Here is a 13569-nt window from a genome sequence, read left to right on the forward strand (position 1 = left end):
TCCCGACGCGATAATGCCTCTATGCCCGCCGTACCGCCCTTGCCCCTTTCGCGTCGTCACCTGATCGGGGGCCTGTGCCTTGCGCCGCTCTCGCTGGCCGTGCCGCGGCGTGCGCCTGGCGCTCCGGCGATCCGCGCCGCCCGCCCGACCGACATCCGCATCGTCGAGGTCACGCATGCGTTCGCGGGTCATACCTATCGCGCGCCGTACATGTTCGGCGGACGCTCGGTGGATCGCGTGACGCTCCTCGACGTGCAGGTACGCGTGCGGGCCGGCAGTGGCGTCGAATCGTGGGGCTTCGGATCGATGACGCTCGGCAATGCCTGGGCGTTTCCGAAGGCGACCCAGGAAGACGGGCTCGGCGCGATGATGGCGCTGGCCGATGCCCTGCGTGACGTCACCGCCGCGTGCGACGAAGACGGACATCCACTCGACCTGTGGCGCGCGCTCGAGCCGGCGTACCTGCGGGCCGCTGAAGCGGTAGGCCGAACCCGGAACCTGCGCAGCCCGATCCCCAAGCTGTGCACGCTGGTGGTGGCGAGTCCCTTCGATGCCGCCATCCACGACGCGTATGGCAAGGCGTTCGGCGTGAGCAGTTACGCCACGTACTCGAAGGCGCACGTGCGGCAGGACCTGTCCCGGGATCTGGGCCCGCAGTTCGCGGGCGAGTACCTGGATCGCTACATCCCGTCCGCGCCGCGCGCCGTCACGCCGGTGTTCCATTCGGTTGGCGCGAGCGATGCCATCGAGCCCGCGGATCTCAAGGTGCGGCTCGACGACGGCCTGCCGAACACGCTGGCGGAGTGGATTGCGCATGACGGCCTGACGCACTTCAAGATCAAGCTCAATGGCGGCAACGACGCGCAGGACTTCGATCGCATCACCCGCGTCGACCGCGTCGTACGTACGGGGATGCAGGCGCGTCGTGTCCGCGACTGGCACTACATACTGGATTTCAACGAGGGCTGCCCGGACGTGGGCTACCTGCTCGGCGTGCTGCGGCGCGTACGCGAGGCGACACCCGATGGGTTCGCCCGGATCAAGTACGTGGAGCAACCGACGTCGCGCGACCTGGCCAACGATCGCGGCAACGTGATGCACGAGGCCTCGAAATTGCTGCCGGTGGTCGTCGACGAAGGGCTCGTGGACCTCGCGGCGCTGCTGGTGGCCAGGGAGATGGGCTACACCGGAGTGGCCCTCAAGGCGTGCAAGGGACAGAGTCAGGCGATGCTGATGGCGGCCGCGGCCCAGAAGTTCGGGATGTTCCTGTGCGTGCAGGACCTCACCTGTCCCGGCGCCTCGCTGATTCACTCGGCGGGCATCGCCGCGCGCGTCCCCGGCAACGCCGGGATCGAGGCCAACGCGCGCCAGTTCGTGCCGTCGGCGAATGCGGCCTGGGAGGCGAGGTTCCCGGGCCTGTTCACGATCCATGACGGCGTCATGCGCACCGGGCAGCTGACCGGCCCTGGCCTTGGCGCCGTGCCTCCAGGCCCCCGCGTGCCCTGACGGGCCCGGTCCCGGTCCTTCACCAGCTCCCTGAAACTTTTCCCCCGCCAGCGGGTATGTGGAGTACATGGCCGCCCGTGGCGACCCGCCGGGCCCGCCTGGGGCAGCGGCGTTCGACGCCTTCGTGCTCGAGTACCAGGACATGGTCTATGCCGTCGCCGTGCGCTTGCTGGCCAATGAGGCCGAGGCCGAGGACGTCGCCCAGACGGTGTTCCTGCGCGCCTACGAGCGCTTCGGGGAACTGAAGGGGGAGGCAACGGTGCCGGGGTGGCTCAAGACGGTCACGACCAACCTCTGCCTCAACCACCTGGAGCGCTATCGCGCCCGGTGGCGGTTCTTCAGCGAGATGGGTGAGGCCGGCGGGCCGGCGTTCGACGTGGCCGCGACCGAGGCCAGCCCGGAAGCGGTGCTGGACGACGCTGATCGGCACGCGCAACTCGAGGCGGCGTTGCGAGCGCTGCCACCGCACCAGCGGGTGCCCCTCGTGTTGTTCCACTTCGAGCAGCACGGCTGCGACGACATCGCGCGGCTGCTCGGGGTCTCAGTCGGCAAGGTGAGGACCGACATGCATCGCGGTCGGGTCGCGCTGCGGCGGTGGCTGTCATGACGATGGAACCTGACGACCTCGAACGGCTCGCGCATCGCGCCCTGGCGGACCTGCCGATGCCGCGTGCGCCGCGCACGTTCCGGCCGCGGGTCATGGCCGCATTGGCCCTCCCGGACGTGGGGCACCCGTGGTTCACGTGGCCGTGGCCGCTGCAGGTGGCGGCAGTGCTGTTGGTTGCCGCGGTGGTGGGCGGGTTCGGATGGGCGTGGCCGACGCTGCTGGCCTCCTTCGGTGCGCTGCTCCCGCATTCGTTGCAGACGGGTGCGGGCTACGTGGGCGGCGCCGCCGAGACGACCGCGGCTCTCCTGCGAGTGATGGAACTTACGTGGTCGGCGGTGGTGGCGCCGATCGCCAGGCTGGTACTGCTGCTCACGGTGGCGTTGTGCACCGCGTGCGCGTTGTGTTTGGCGGCGTTGAGCCGCGTGGCCCTTGGAGGGGCATCCCAGTCATGACCCGACTGATCCGACTGGCGTTGATGTGCGCGACATGCGCGTGGGGGCCGGCGGCGCTGGCCCAGACACCGGACGCTGCGACCGCGAGTCCGGCGGCGACGACGGCGCAACCCGCGACCGCGCCTGCGCCTGAACCGGCACCGCAGGCGCCCACTGTCGAACGATCGACGCGGGCCGGGCGGCCGCCGCGACCGACGCCCCCGCCCGCCGTCGCGGCTGAACCTCCGCCTGCGCCGGGCGAGGAACGCATCACGATGCTCCCCTCGCCGGAGTTCCCGTGCGACGGCATCGGGCACAACCCGGGGTTCCGCCTCGGCCAGGATCAGGTCGTCCGCAAGGGCGATGCCTTCCGGGACCTCGTCGTCGTCTTCGGCAACGTCCTCGTCGAGGGGCATGTCTGCGGCGACCTGTCGGTGACGCTCGGTGACGTGCGGATCGCGTCCGGCGCGTCCGTCGAGGGCACCCTCGTGGTGGTCGGTGGCAAGGCCACGATCGAGCCGGGGGCAAGCGTTGGCCAGGAACTGGTGCTCGTGGGCGGCACCCTGGATGCGCCGGCGGACTTCCGTCCGGGCCGCGAGCAGATCGTGGTCGGGGTGCCCCTGCTCGGCACGGGGCTGCGGCAGTCGGTGCCCTATATCACGCGAGGCCTGCTGCTGGGCCGGCTGATCGTGCCCGACATCGGGTGGGTGTGGGGAGTGGTCGCGGTGCTGTTCTTCGTGCAGTTGCTGCTCAACCTGCTCTTCCCGCGGGCGACGGCGGCGTCGGCCACCATCATCGCCGAACGGCCGCTGAGCACGTTCATGGCAGGCGTGCTGGTCCTCGTGCTGACCGGGCCCGTGGTCGCGCTGCTGGCCGTCACGGTGATTGGCATCGCCGTGCTTCCGGTGCTGTTTGGTGGACTGCTGATCGCCTGGATCGTCGGCAAGGTCGCCGTCAACCGCTGGATTGGTACGCGGCTGTTCGAGCAGGACGACATGGAGAGCCGCGTCGAGTCGACACGGTCGTTCGTGATCGGCTTCGTCGTGATCACGATCACCTACATGATTCCGCTGCTCGGCGTTGTCGTGTGGGGGCTGAGTGGTGTGCTTGGTCTCGGCGCGGCGACGCTGGCGTTCGTGCGCGGCTATCGGCGCGAGAATCCGCCCGCGGTGCGCGCGCCGCGCGAGACGCCACCGGTGCCGCCGCCGCCCGTGCCGCCCTCGCCATTCGAAGCCGCGGCACTCGGTGCCACGCCTGCATTGGCCGAGGGTGCCGGGGCCGGCGATGCGGATCTGTCGATGCACCGATCGACACTGGGCGATACGTACACGATGCCACCGCCCGCCTTTGCCGGCGCCGTGCCGCCGGCGGCGCACGCGTCCGACTTTTCCCTGGATCCGCGTGCGTTGCTCGCCTACCCACGTGCGAGCTTCGGAGAGCGCGCCGCGGCGTTCGCGCTCGACGTCCTGCTGGTCGGCATGCTGACTGCCATGAGCAGCTTGCGCGACCCGAGCGATTACTTCGTGCAAGTGCTGGTGGTGTACCACGTGGCGTTCTGGTTCTGGAAGGCCACCACGCTCGGCGGCATCATCTGCCAGCTGCGCGTGGTGCGCGTCGACGGCGCGCCACTTCGCTTCGTCGACGTGCTCGTGCGCGGCCTGGTCGGCGTGTTCTCGATCGCGACCTTCGGACTCGGCGCGCTCTGGATCCTCCGCGATCCGGAGCGCCAGTCCTGGCACGACAAGGTGTCGGGAACGGTCGTGGTGCGGGTGCCGAAGCATTACCCCCTGCCGTAGGCGAGGTTCAGCTTCGCAAGCCCTCGCCTACGGCAGGGGGTAATGCCGGAATGCCGGGAATGCCGGAATGTCGGGAATGCTGGGAATGGAGAAGGCTGGAGCGTAGGCGTCGAGCTTGCTCGATGCGGACAGAATTCTTCATTCGCGGCATCGCGGCATTCCCAAAGTGGTACCGGACTTGCTCCTTGCCGGGCATGGCCCTGGACAGCCCGCACCCGCCGCCCGCCGAACCTGACCCACAGCACGAGCAGGGTGGCTTCACGGAAGCGGAAAAGCGCGCGACGTTCATCCGGCTCGTCTTCCAGGGAGACCAAGAGCGTTACGAGGCCTTTCGACAGGCCATTGCGGAGGTCGTGCCTTCCGGCACCCGTGCCATCGTGCGTGGCAGCGCGGTCACGGGCTTCCGCTGGAAGGATGAGGCCCGGTTCGACGCCGACGGGCTTGGGACGAGCGACGTCGACCTGACGCTGGTCGGTGCGGATGTCCTCGGAGCATTCACCCTGACCGGGTCCTACCTGCCCGGCGTACACACACGGCCCATGGGTGAGAACGCCCCGGACATCGCTCCCGCGCTCGCTGAGCTCCGCGAGCACCTGACGCAACTCGCCGGGCGTCCCGTCAACGTGCAGGCGTCGCGCGACTGGATCATCGCCCTGCGTGGCGAACTGATCGGCCAGCCGTACCTGACCCTTTTCGGCAGCGCGGAGTCCGAGTAGTCGGGCCGTGACCGACGGCGCTCCGATGGAGACGATGCGCACGCTGCGGCTGCTGACGTGGAACATCCGCTACGGCGGGCACGGCCGCGAGGCCGATCTCGCGTCGACGATTCGCGACAGCCAGGCCGACGTCGTGTTGCTGCAGGAAGCGACCCGGCCTGCCGTGGTCGAGGCGGTGGCGCGCGAGACGGGGATGGCGCAGTGGGGCACGTCGCACCGCCAGTCGCTGGGATTCCTGTCGCGCCAGCCGGTCGACCATTTCGAATGGCGGCAGCCGCGCATCTCGCGGCACGCGTTCCTGCATGTCGTGCCGGCCGGCGGCCAGGTTCACCTCTTCGGGGTCCATCTGAGCGCGGTGCATGCGGCGTGGACCGAGCGCCGACGCGTGCACGAGGTACGGGCGTTGATCGAGACGGTCGCGGCACGCGCGTCGGGGTTCCATGTGCTCGCCGGCGACTTCAATACCCTTGCGCCCGGTGAACGGCTCGACATCCACATGCTGCCGCTGCGGCTGCGCCCGTTCGTCTGGATGAGTGGCGGCCACATCCGCTGGCGCACCATCCAGCAGGTGTTCGATGCCGGATACGTCGACGCCTTCCGCGCCAGGCGTCCAGGCGAGACCGGCTTCACGTTCCCCTCGTGGCAGCCGCACCTGCGCCTCGACTATGTCTTCGCCCCGGCCGCGTCGGTTGGTCGCGTCGCGACATGCGACGTCATCCGTACCGATGCGGCGGCGCGTGGGTCCGACCACCTGCCGATCCTCGCCGAGCTGTCGCTGGTGTCCTGATCGATCGACTCGACGCAATTTCAGAATTGCAGAATTTCAGAATTTCACCGCTAACGGCATGATTCGCCCCTCAGCATGCTCCCTGAGCCTCGAGCCCTCAGCTTCGAGTCGTTCCAATATGGCGGTGTCCCTGAAATTCCTGAAATTCCTGAAATTGTGAAATTGTAGGATTGTCCACGCAATGCGACGACTACTCCGGCTCGGGGGAGTTGCGCTGTGCGCCAGCATGCTGGCGTGCACCGCATCGGCACAGGACCGCGTTCATCAGGCGCTGGACGTCACGCTGGACCCGTCGACGGGTGGGGTGGCCGTCAAGGCGGAGGTGACGCCGGGCGGCGACCTCCGCGAAGTCGAGTTCCTGCTGCACTCGCGGTTGCGTGTCACCCGTTCCACGCCCGTTGTCCGGGAGGTGGCGCTCGGCGACGTGTCGTGGCTTGGCGACGTGGAGGGCGGCGACATGGGGTCGTCGCCTGCAGTCAAGCGGTACCGCGTGACGCTGCCCGCGGCAGGTGCGTCCTTCCGTGTCGAGTACGCCGGCGTCTTCGACTTCGCCTTGTCGGATGCCCGCGAGGAGTACACGCGCGGCTTTCGATCCACACCCGGCATCGTCTCCAGGACCGGCGTCTACCTGCCTGGCGCCAGCGGCTGGTACCCGCTCGTCGGCCGGGCGCTCATGACCTTCAATCTGACGGTCGCACAGCCGAACACGTGGCGTGTCGTCAGTGAAGGCGCCGGCACGTCGCGCGACGCCGATGGCCGTGCGCGCTGGGCGTCCACAGACCCTGTCGATCAGATCCACATTGTCGGTGGCCCCCTGCAACTGACCACCCAGCCAGCGGGTGCAGCGGAGGCACAGGTCTACCTGCACGAGGCCGATGCCGCGCTGTCCTCGAAGTACCTGGCCGCCACCGCGCAGTACCTGGAGATGTACCGCGGACTGATCGGCCCGTACCCGTATCAGAAGTTCGCGCTCGTCGAGAACTTCTGGGAGACCGGCTACGGCATGCCCTCGTTCACGCTGCTCGGGCCGCAGATCATCAGGTTCCCGTTCATCCTGACCTCCTCGTATCCGCACGAGATTCTCCACAACTGGTGGGGCAACTCGGTATTCGTCGAGGAAGCGCGCGGTAACTGGAGCGAGGGGCTCACCGCGTACCTCGCCGATCACCTGATGCAGGAGCAGCGCGGCGAGGACGCCGTGTATCGACGCTCGACGCTGCAGAAGTATCGCGACTACGTGTCGTCGGCGCAGGACTTCCCGCTCGTGCAGTTCCGCGGCCGGCACAGCGCCGCAACGGAAGCGATCGGCTACGGACGCACGATGATGGGCTTCCACGCGCTCCGGCGGGCGGTCGGTGACGAGAACTTCCGCAAGTTCCTCGCCCGCTTCTATCGCGACTTCAAGGGCAAGCGCGCCTCGTTCGACGATGTGCGCACGACGATGGAGGCGGTGAGCGGGCAGGATCTCGCCCGGTTCTTCGCCGACTGGATCGAACGGGCGAGCGCGCCGGCACTCGCCGTGAGACTCACCGCCGTGACGAACGTCGAACGTCGAACGCCGGACGCCGATCGACCTCCGCCACACGCCAACGGCGGGACCTACGTCGTCGAGGGCGTCATCTCGCAGACGCAGCCGGGTGCCCCATTCGCCGTCGACGTGCCCGTTGTCGTGCAGACGACGGGGAAGGCCGTGGATGCGAAGGTGGCGTTGGCCGGACCGTCCGCCTCGTTCCGTATCGAGACCGCCGACCCGCCCCTCATGCTGCACGTGGATCCCGCGTTCGACCTGTTCCGCCGGCTCGATGCCCGCGAGACGCCGCCGTCGCTCGGGCAGTTGTTCGGCGACGCCGCGCCACTCGTCGTCATCGCCGCGAGCGAGGATCCGGCCCACACCGCCGCCTACCGGGCCATGGCGGAGAGCTGGAAGGCGCCGGCGCACGCGCCGAAAGTCGTCCTCGACACCGAAGTGACGTCACTCCCCACGGATCGCTCGGTGTGGCTGTTCGGGCGCGGCAACCGCTTTGCGAAGGACCTCGTCGATGGCACGGCGGTCCGCCTCGACGCCGGCGCGGTGACCATCGACGCGCAGGCGATGCCGCTGCGCGACCACGCGGCGATCCTCGTGCGCCGTCATCCCGGCGACGCCACCAGGGCCATCGGCTGGATCGTCGCCGATCGCGTCGACGCCATGGAGGGCCTCGCGCGCAAGCTGCCGCACTACGGCAAGTACTCGTACCTCGGATTCGAGGGCGCCGAACCGGTCAACATGCTGAAGGGGCAGTGGCAGGCGTCCGACTCGCCGCTGTCGGTGGATCTTCGCACCGGCACCCGCCGCGACATGGCCATTGCCCCGCTCACGCTCGCGCGTGCACCGCTCGCGACGCTGCCCGCCGTCTTTTCGGACGCGTCACTGAAGGCACACGTGGCGACGCTGGCGTCCGCGGAGTATCAGGGCCGCGGCGTCGGCACCGCTGGTCTCGACAAGGCCGCGGCATACGTGGCGGCACAGTTCAAGGCGGCCGGCCTTGCGCCCGGCATGCCGGGCGGCTCGTATCGGCAGGAATTCACCACTTCGCAGACGCCGGACGGCAAGCCGGCGACACTGGCCAACATCGTCGGCGTGCTCCAGGGCAGCGAGCCGGCATGGAGCGCACAGTCCATTGTGGTCACGGCCCACTACGATCATCTCGGCATGGGATGGCCAGGTCCGCGGGCCGGTGACGAAGGCCGGCTGCATCCCGGCGCCGACGACAACGCGAGCGGCGTGGCCGTGCTCCTCGAGGTCGCCCGGGCGATGGCCGACGCCGGCGCGTCACGACGCACGATCGTGTTCGTCGCGACGACGGCGGAGGAGGCCGGCATGCTCGGGTCGAAGCACTACGTCGAGCATCCGGTGCGTCCGCGCGAGGGCATCCGCTCCGTGCTCAACATCGACAGTGTCGGTCGGCTCGGCACGGCGCCGCTCGGCGTGATTGGATCGGCAACGGCCACCGAGTGGCCGCATGTGTTCCGCGGCATCGGCTTTGTCACGGGCATCCAGACGCAGTTTGCCTCGCAGGGGCTCGAGTCGTCCGATCAGGCGAGCTTCATCGCCAGGGGGATTCCGGCGGTGCAGTTGTTCACGCCCCCGCATACCGACTACCACCGGCCGGGCGACACGGCCGACAAGGTGGATGTCGCCGGCCTCGTGCGGGTGGCGACTGTCGCGCGTGAGGCGGTGACCTATCTGGCGGACCGGCCGGAGCCGCTGACCATCACCATCGCGGCGCCAGGCGCACAGACGACCACGGCGGCGGCGCCAGGCCCGCAAGGGGCGCGGCGGGCGGGGTTCGGGATCGTGCCCGACTTCGCGTTCGAGGGCCCCGGCGTGAAGGCCTCGGGGCTGGTGCCAGGATCGCCTGCCGAGCAAGCCGGCATGCAGGCAGGGGACGTGCTCCTCGAAATGGCCGGCAAGGCGCTGGCGTCACTGAGTGTGTATTCGGACGTCCTCAAGGCGCTCGCGCCCGGCCAGTCGGTGCCGATCGTGTTCGAGCACGCCGGGACCCGGCAGACGGCTACGGTGACGTTGACGGCACGCTGACGAACGCCGGGGCGGATGATGAGGAACGCCGAACGTTGAACGCCGAACGCCGAACGCGCACGGGCCTCATTTGGCATCGCGGCATTCTCGGCATCCCGGCATTCCGGGCGCTCCGCGCCCGGAAGCCGATATACTTCGCGCGATGGCGACGATCCTCGTAGCCGACGATGAACAACTGATCCGGTGGTCGCTGTCCGAACGCCTGCAGGCCGACGGGCTGCGAATCATCGAAGCGGCGACCGGGCAGGAAGCCATCGACAAGGTGCACGAGGGCGTCGACCTCGTGTTGCTGGACTTCAAGCTGCCCGACATCGACGGCGTCACCGTGCTCCGGCAGATCAAGGAGCATGACCCCGACGTCGTCGTCATCCTGCTCACGGCATATGCCACGGTGGATACCGCCGTCGAGGCGATGAAGACCGGCGCCTACCATGTCGCCAACAAGCCGTTCAACGTCGACGCGGTCTCGGATCTCGTCGCCAAGGCGCTCGAGACCACGCAGCTGCGTCGCGAGGTGCGGAGCCTCCGGGCGGAGAAGGCGCAACCCTACAGTCCGGAGCGCATCGTCGGCGATTCGCCGCCGATGATTCGCGTGAAGGCGCTGCTGCGGAGGGTCGCGACGAGCCCGGCGTCCACCGTGCTGCTCACGGGCGAGAGCGGCACCGGCAAGGATCTCGCCGCCAAGGTCCTGCACTTCAACAGCGACCGTTCGCACAAGCCGTTCGTGAACATCACCTGTTCGGCGATCCCAGAGACGCTGCTCGAAAGCGAGTTGTTCGGCCATGAGCGGGGGGCGTTCACCGACGCGCGCCAGCAGAAGCGGGGCCTGCTCGAATCGGCAGACGGCGGCACCGTCTACCTCGACGAGATCGGCGAGATGGTGCCGGCGCTGCAGGCCAAGCTGCTGCGCGTGCTCGAGGAGAAGGCCTTCAAGCGTGTCGGCGGCCAGCACGACGTGCGCGTCGACGTGCGGATCGTCGCTGCGACCAACCGCAACCTCGAGGATCAGGTCAAGGGCGGGCACTTCCGATCCGACCTGTACTACCGGCTCAACGTGCTGCCCATCGAACTGCCGGCACTGCGCTCGCATCTCGAAGACGTCCCCGCCCTCGTGGCGTTCTATGTCGATCAGTTCAACCGCGAGTTCCGCAAGTCGGTGCGTGGCGCGTCGCCCACGGCGCTGAAGGCGATGCAGCACTACGGCTGGCCGGGGAACATCCGCGAACTGCGCAACGCCGTCGAACGGGCCATGTTGCTCACCGACGCCCCGTGGCTCGAGCCCCTGGACTTCCCGGCACTGGCCGGCGGGGCGCCTGTGTCAGCGGGGGTGTCGCTACCCGCGGAGGGCGTCAATCTCGAGGAACTCGAGCGCAGCCTTGTCGTCCAGGCCCTCGAACGGTCGGGTGGCAACCAGACCCGTGCCGCCACCATGCTCGGCCTCAACCGCGACCAGATTCGCTACCGCATCGAGAAATTCGGTCTCGCGAAGACGACGACGTAGCCTGCGGGAGTTTTCCCACCGGCGGCGGGAGAGTTCCACCGCTGTCGCCGCACTCGGCCGCCCTTCCCTGTTTTTCTTCCCGATCCGCGCGGCACGGCTGTTGCTCCGTCGAGGGCATGACCACCGGACAGCGCCTGCAGGCCCTTGCGATGACCTGCCCGTCGTGTGGGCAGCTGCTGGTGCCACCGCTGGCCGGCAGCACCCTCACGATCGCGTGGTACGCGTGTCCGTGTGGGAACTTCTGGTCCGCGCGTGTCCGTGACGGCCGACCGGTCGTGCCCGCCCTCGCCCTGCCGCCGCGACCGCCGTCGGGCTGACCGCGCCGCTGCCGCTGCCACTGCCCTGCGATAGCATCAGCCCGCGTGTTCACGCCCATCGGTCGCCTCGCGTTCTCTCGTCCGCGCACCCTGCCCGTCCTGGGCCTGGTGCTCACGGCCGCGATCTTCGCTGCCGATCTCGGGGCGCCCATCGGCAGCGCCATCGGCATGCTGTACGTGGGTGTGGTCCTGCTCGGCCTCTGGAGCCCGCAGCCGGCCTTTCCGCTTGTCGCGGCATACGTTGCGACGGTGTTGGTGCTGGCTGACCTCTATGCCGGCTGGAACGGCCAACTCACCCTTGGGGTCATCGTCAACTATCCGCTGATGATCCTGGTCTTTCTGATCAGCGCCATCGTCGTGCGCCGCTTCGTGGCGCTCGAGGGACGGGCCGCGGCGCATTTCGAGCAGCTCGGCGACTTCAAGCGCGCACTCGACGCATCGGCGATTGTCGCCACGACCGACGTCAAGGGCCGCATCACCTATGTGAACGACAAGTTCCTCGAGATTTCCGGCTACTCACGCGAGGAATTGCTGGGGCAGGATCACCGCATCATCAACTCGGCCTACCACTCGCCCGAGTTCATTCGCGACTTGTGGCGGACCATCGCCAACGGGCACGTATGGCACGGCGAGATCCGCAATCGCGCCAAGGCTGGGCATTTCTACTGGGTGGACACCACGATCGTGCCGTTCGTGACCGAGGAGGGCAAACCGTACCAGTACATCGCCATCCGCGCCGACGTGACCGCCCGCAAGACCGCCGAGGACTCGCTGACGCACCAGGCCGCACTGGCGCGTGTCGGCCAGATGGCTGCCGTGCTCGCGCACGAGGTCCGCAACCCGCTGGCAGGAATCCGTGGCGCGATGCAGGTCCTGTTGGGACGCCGCAAGGCAGACGATCCAGAGCGCGCGGTGATGCAGGAGATCCTGGCGCGCACTGAATCGCTCAACGAACTGATCGACGACTTGTTGCTCTTCGCGCGTCCGCGACCGCCGCGTCCTGCTGAAGTCGAACTGACCCCGCTCCTGCACGACGTGTTTGCGACCGTGCTCCAGGATCCCGCCGGCAAGGGCGTGGAGTTCGAGGCCGTCGGGGCGCCATTGACGGTGCTGGCGGACGCGGACCTGACCCGGGCGACCATCCTCAATCTGGTCCTGAACGCCGCCCAGGCGTTGGCTGGCCATGGCCGGATCACGGTGTTCTCCACGCCGGCGTCGGGCGGGATGATCGAGGTGCAGGTGCGCGACACGGGCCCTGGCATCCCGCTGGAGATTCGAGAACAGGTCTTCGAGCCGTTCTTCACCACCAAGTCGCGCGGCGGTGGCCTCGGGCTGCCCATCGCGCAGCGGACGGTGGAACTGCACGGCGGCTCGCTGTCGGTGCACTGCCCGCCGGAGGGCGGCACGGTGTTCACACTCACGCTTCCGCGGGCGACGGGGAGCGGCTGAAGGCGGCCAGGGCGCCAGGAGCCGCTGGCCGCGCTCCATCACGGCCGCGACTAGGTCGTCGGCTTGGCCAGCATCGTCTCGAACCGGATGGTGACCTTCGGATCGGTCTTGAGCACGCCCATCATCGCGGTCGGCGGCGCGATGCCGAAGTCGGTCATCAGTAGGTCCACGCTTCCCTGAACCAGCAGCTTGCCGTTGCGCAGCGTCGTCGCGAGCGGCAGGGAGATTTCCTTTTCGACGCCAGCCACCCGCAGGGTGCCGAAGGCCAGCGCGCCGCCTGCCTTCTTCTCCATGCGCGAGAGCGTGAAGACGATGTCGGGATGAAGGTCGGCCTTGAGTGCCGCGTGCATGTCGGCCGTGAACTCGTCGCGATCGGACTTCAGCGCCGCGACGGGCACGACCACCTCGAACGACTGCACCGCTCCAGGCTGGATCACGCCCACCCAGAAGAAGTCGCCGCCAGGCAGATCCTTGGTGACGTTGACGTTGCGTGTCCTCGCGTCGTTGGTGGTGGCGCTCCAGTCGAGCACCGTGGACGTGCCCGAGATCGTGACCTTGGCGCTCGAGACGACGACCGGAGACTCCTGGCCGAACACCGCGCCAGCCAGGAAGGTCAGGGCGGCCACGAGGCTCGCGAGCAGTTTCGTATGGTTGAAGGTGAGTGTCATGACGGGATACCTCGGCGGAATGAACAGCACTGATGCCGTAGAGATGGCAACTCGCGTGCCGCGCAAGGTCGGGCCCGTTCCGGCGTGTTTCGCATCGTTGCGATGCGCGGGGCGCATCAGTGGGGAAGGCTTCATGGGTCCGTGGGGATAATTCCCACGACCTCGGGGGCTGCCGGAGTCGCTCGCGAGACCCTGGTGCGCGTGCCGCGTT

11 protein-coding genes are annotated in these 13569 nt (G+C 68.5%); 10 read left to right on the forward strand and 1 reads right to left on the reverse strand.

What is annotated here, in order from left to right; genetic code table 11:
• Positions 1 to 21: 21 nt before the first annotated feature.
• From LuPra_RS06250 to LuPra_RS06295, 10 genes are all read left to right on the forward strand, one after another.
• Positions 22 to 1506: an enolase C-terminal domain-like protein gene (locus LuPra_RS06250; RefSeq protein ID WP_110169948.1), complete on the forward strand. Its 1485-nt coding sequence runs from the start codon at positions 22 to 24 to the stop codon at positions 1504 to 1506.
• Positions 1507 to 1573: 67 nt separating this feature from the next.
• A complete protein-coding gene (locus tag LuPra_RS06255) occupies positions 1574 to 2113 on the forward strand; it encodes an RNA polymerase sigma factor (protein WP_110169949.1) in 540 nt (179 codons plus the stop codon).
• Entirely contained in the window at positions 2110 to 2565 is a 456-nt protein-coding gene (locus LuPra_RS06260; RefSeq protein WP_157898806.1) for a hypothetical protein, read from the forward strand. Before LuPra_RS06255 ends, LuPra_RS06260 begins: the two co-directional genes overlap by 4 nt.
• The gene (locus LuPra_RS31640) at positions 2562 to 4340 is read left to right on the forward strand and encodes an RDD family protein (protein ID WP_157898807.1); all 1779 of its coding nucleotides are present in this window, start codon (positions 2562 to 2564) and stop codon (positions 4338 to 4340) included. Before LuPra_RS06260 ends, LuPra_RS31640 begins: the two co-directional genes overlap by 4 nt.
• Before the next feature lie 122 nt (positions 4341 to 4462).
• A complete protein-coding gene (locus tag LuPra_RS06270; protein ID WP_157898808.1) occupies positions 4463 to 5056 on the forward strand; it encodes a hypothetical protein in 594 nt (197 codons plus the stop codon).
• Positions 5057 to 5063: 7 nt separating this feature from the next.
• Entirely contained in the window at positions 5064 to 5843 is a 780-nt protein-coding gene (locus LuPra_RS06275; protein WP_157898809.1) for an endonuclease/exonuclease/phosphatase family protein, read from the forward strand.
• Between the two features lie 181 nt (positions 5844 to 6024).
• Positions 6025 to 9423 carry a M20/M25/M40 family metallo-hydrolase gene (locus LuPra_RS06280; RefSeq protein WP_110169953.1) on the forward strand — a complete coding sequence of 1133 codons (3399 nt, stop codon included), beginning with the start codon at positions 6025 to 6027 and terminating at the stop codon, positions 9421 to 9423.
• A 142-nt stretch (positions 9424 to 9565) separates the two neighbouring features.
• Positions 9566 to 10924, forward strand: a complete 1359-nt coding sequence (locus tag LuPra_RS06285) for a sigma-54-dependent transcriptional regulator (RefSeq protein WP_110169954.1) — start codon at positions 9566 to 9568, stop codon at positions 10922 to 10924.
• A gap of 116 nt (positions 10925 to 11040) precedes the next feature.
• On the forward strand, positions 11041 to 11241 hold the full coding sequence (locus tag LuPra_RS06290) for a hypothetical protein (RefSeq protein ID WP_110169955.1): 201 nt from the start codon (positions 11041 to 11043) through the stop codon (positions 11239 to 11241).
• A gap of 45 nt (positions 11242 to 11286) precedes the next feature.
• Complete coding sequence (locus LuPra_RS06295; RefSeq protein WP_110169956.1) at positions 11287 to 12690, forward strand: PAS domain-containing sensor histidine kinase; 1404 nt, start codon at positions 11287 to 11289, stop codon at positions 12688 to 12690.
• A 50-nt stretch (positions 12691 to 12740) separates the two neighbouring features.
• Here the strand turns inward: LuPra_RS06295 and LuPra_RS06300 are convergent, their stop codons facing one another.
• Complete coding sequence (locus LuPra_RS06300) at positions 12741 to 13358, reverse strand: YceI family protein (protein ID WP_157898810.1); 618 nt, start codon at positions 13356 to 13358, stop codon at positions 12741 to 12743.
• Positions 13359 to 13569: the final 211 nt, after the last annotated feature.

Origin of the sequence: Luteitalea pratensis, assembly GCF_001618865.1 — a bacterium.
Classification (GTDB): domain Bacteria; phylum Acidobacteriota; class Vicinamibacteria; order Vicinamibacterales; family Vicinamibacteraceae; genus Luteitalea; species Luteitalea pratensis.

Excerpts from the sequence above, each read along its gene's own strand:
- LuPra_RS06290 (WP_110169955.1), top strand. The coding sequence starts at position 11,041 with ATGACCACCGGACAGCGCCTGCAGGCCCTTGCGATGACCTGCCCGTCG.
- LuPra_RS06260 (WP_157898806.1), top strand. The coding sequence starts at position 2,110 with ATGACGATGGAACCTGACGACCTCGAACGGCTCGCGCATCGCGCCCTG.
- LuPra_RS06285 (WP_110169954.1), top strand. The coding sequence starts at position 9,566 with ATGGCGACGATCCTCGTAGCCGACGATGAACAACTGATCCGGTGGTCG.
- LuPra_RS06280 (WP_110169953.1), top strand. The coding sequence starts at position 6,025 with ATGCGACGACTACTCCGGCTCGGGGGAGTTGCGCTGTGCGCCAGCATG.
- LuPra_RS31640 (WP_157898807.1), top strand. The coding sequence starts at position 2,562 with ATGACCCGACTGATCCGACTGGCGTTGATGTGCGCGACATGCGCGTGG.
- LuPra_RS06270 (WP_157898808.1), top strand. The coding sequence starts at position 4,463 with ATGCGGACAGAATTCTTCATTCGCGGCATCGCGGCATTCCCAAAGTGG.
- LuPra_RS06300 (WP_157898810.1), bottom strand. The coding sequence starts at position 13,358 with ATGACACTCACCTTCAACCATACGAAACTGCTCGCGAGCCTCGTGGCC.
- LuPra_RS06250 (WP_110169948.1), top strand. The coding sequence starts at position 22 with ATGCCCGCCGTACCGCCCTTGCCCCTTTCGCGTCGTCACCTGATCGGG.
- LuPra_RS06255 (WP_110169949.1), top strand. The coding sequence starts at position 1,574 with ATGGCCGCCCGTGGCGACCCGCCGGGCCCGCCTGGGGCAGCGGCGTTC.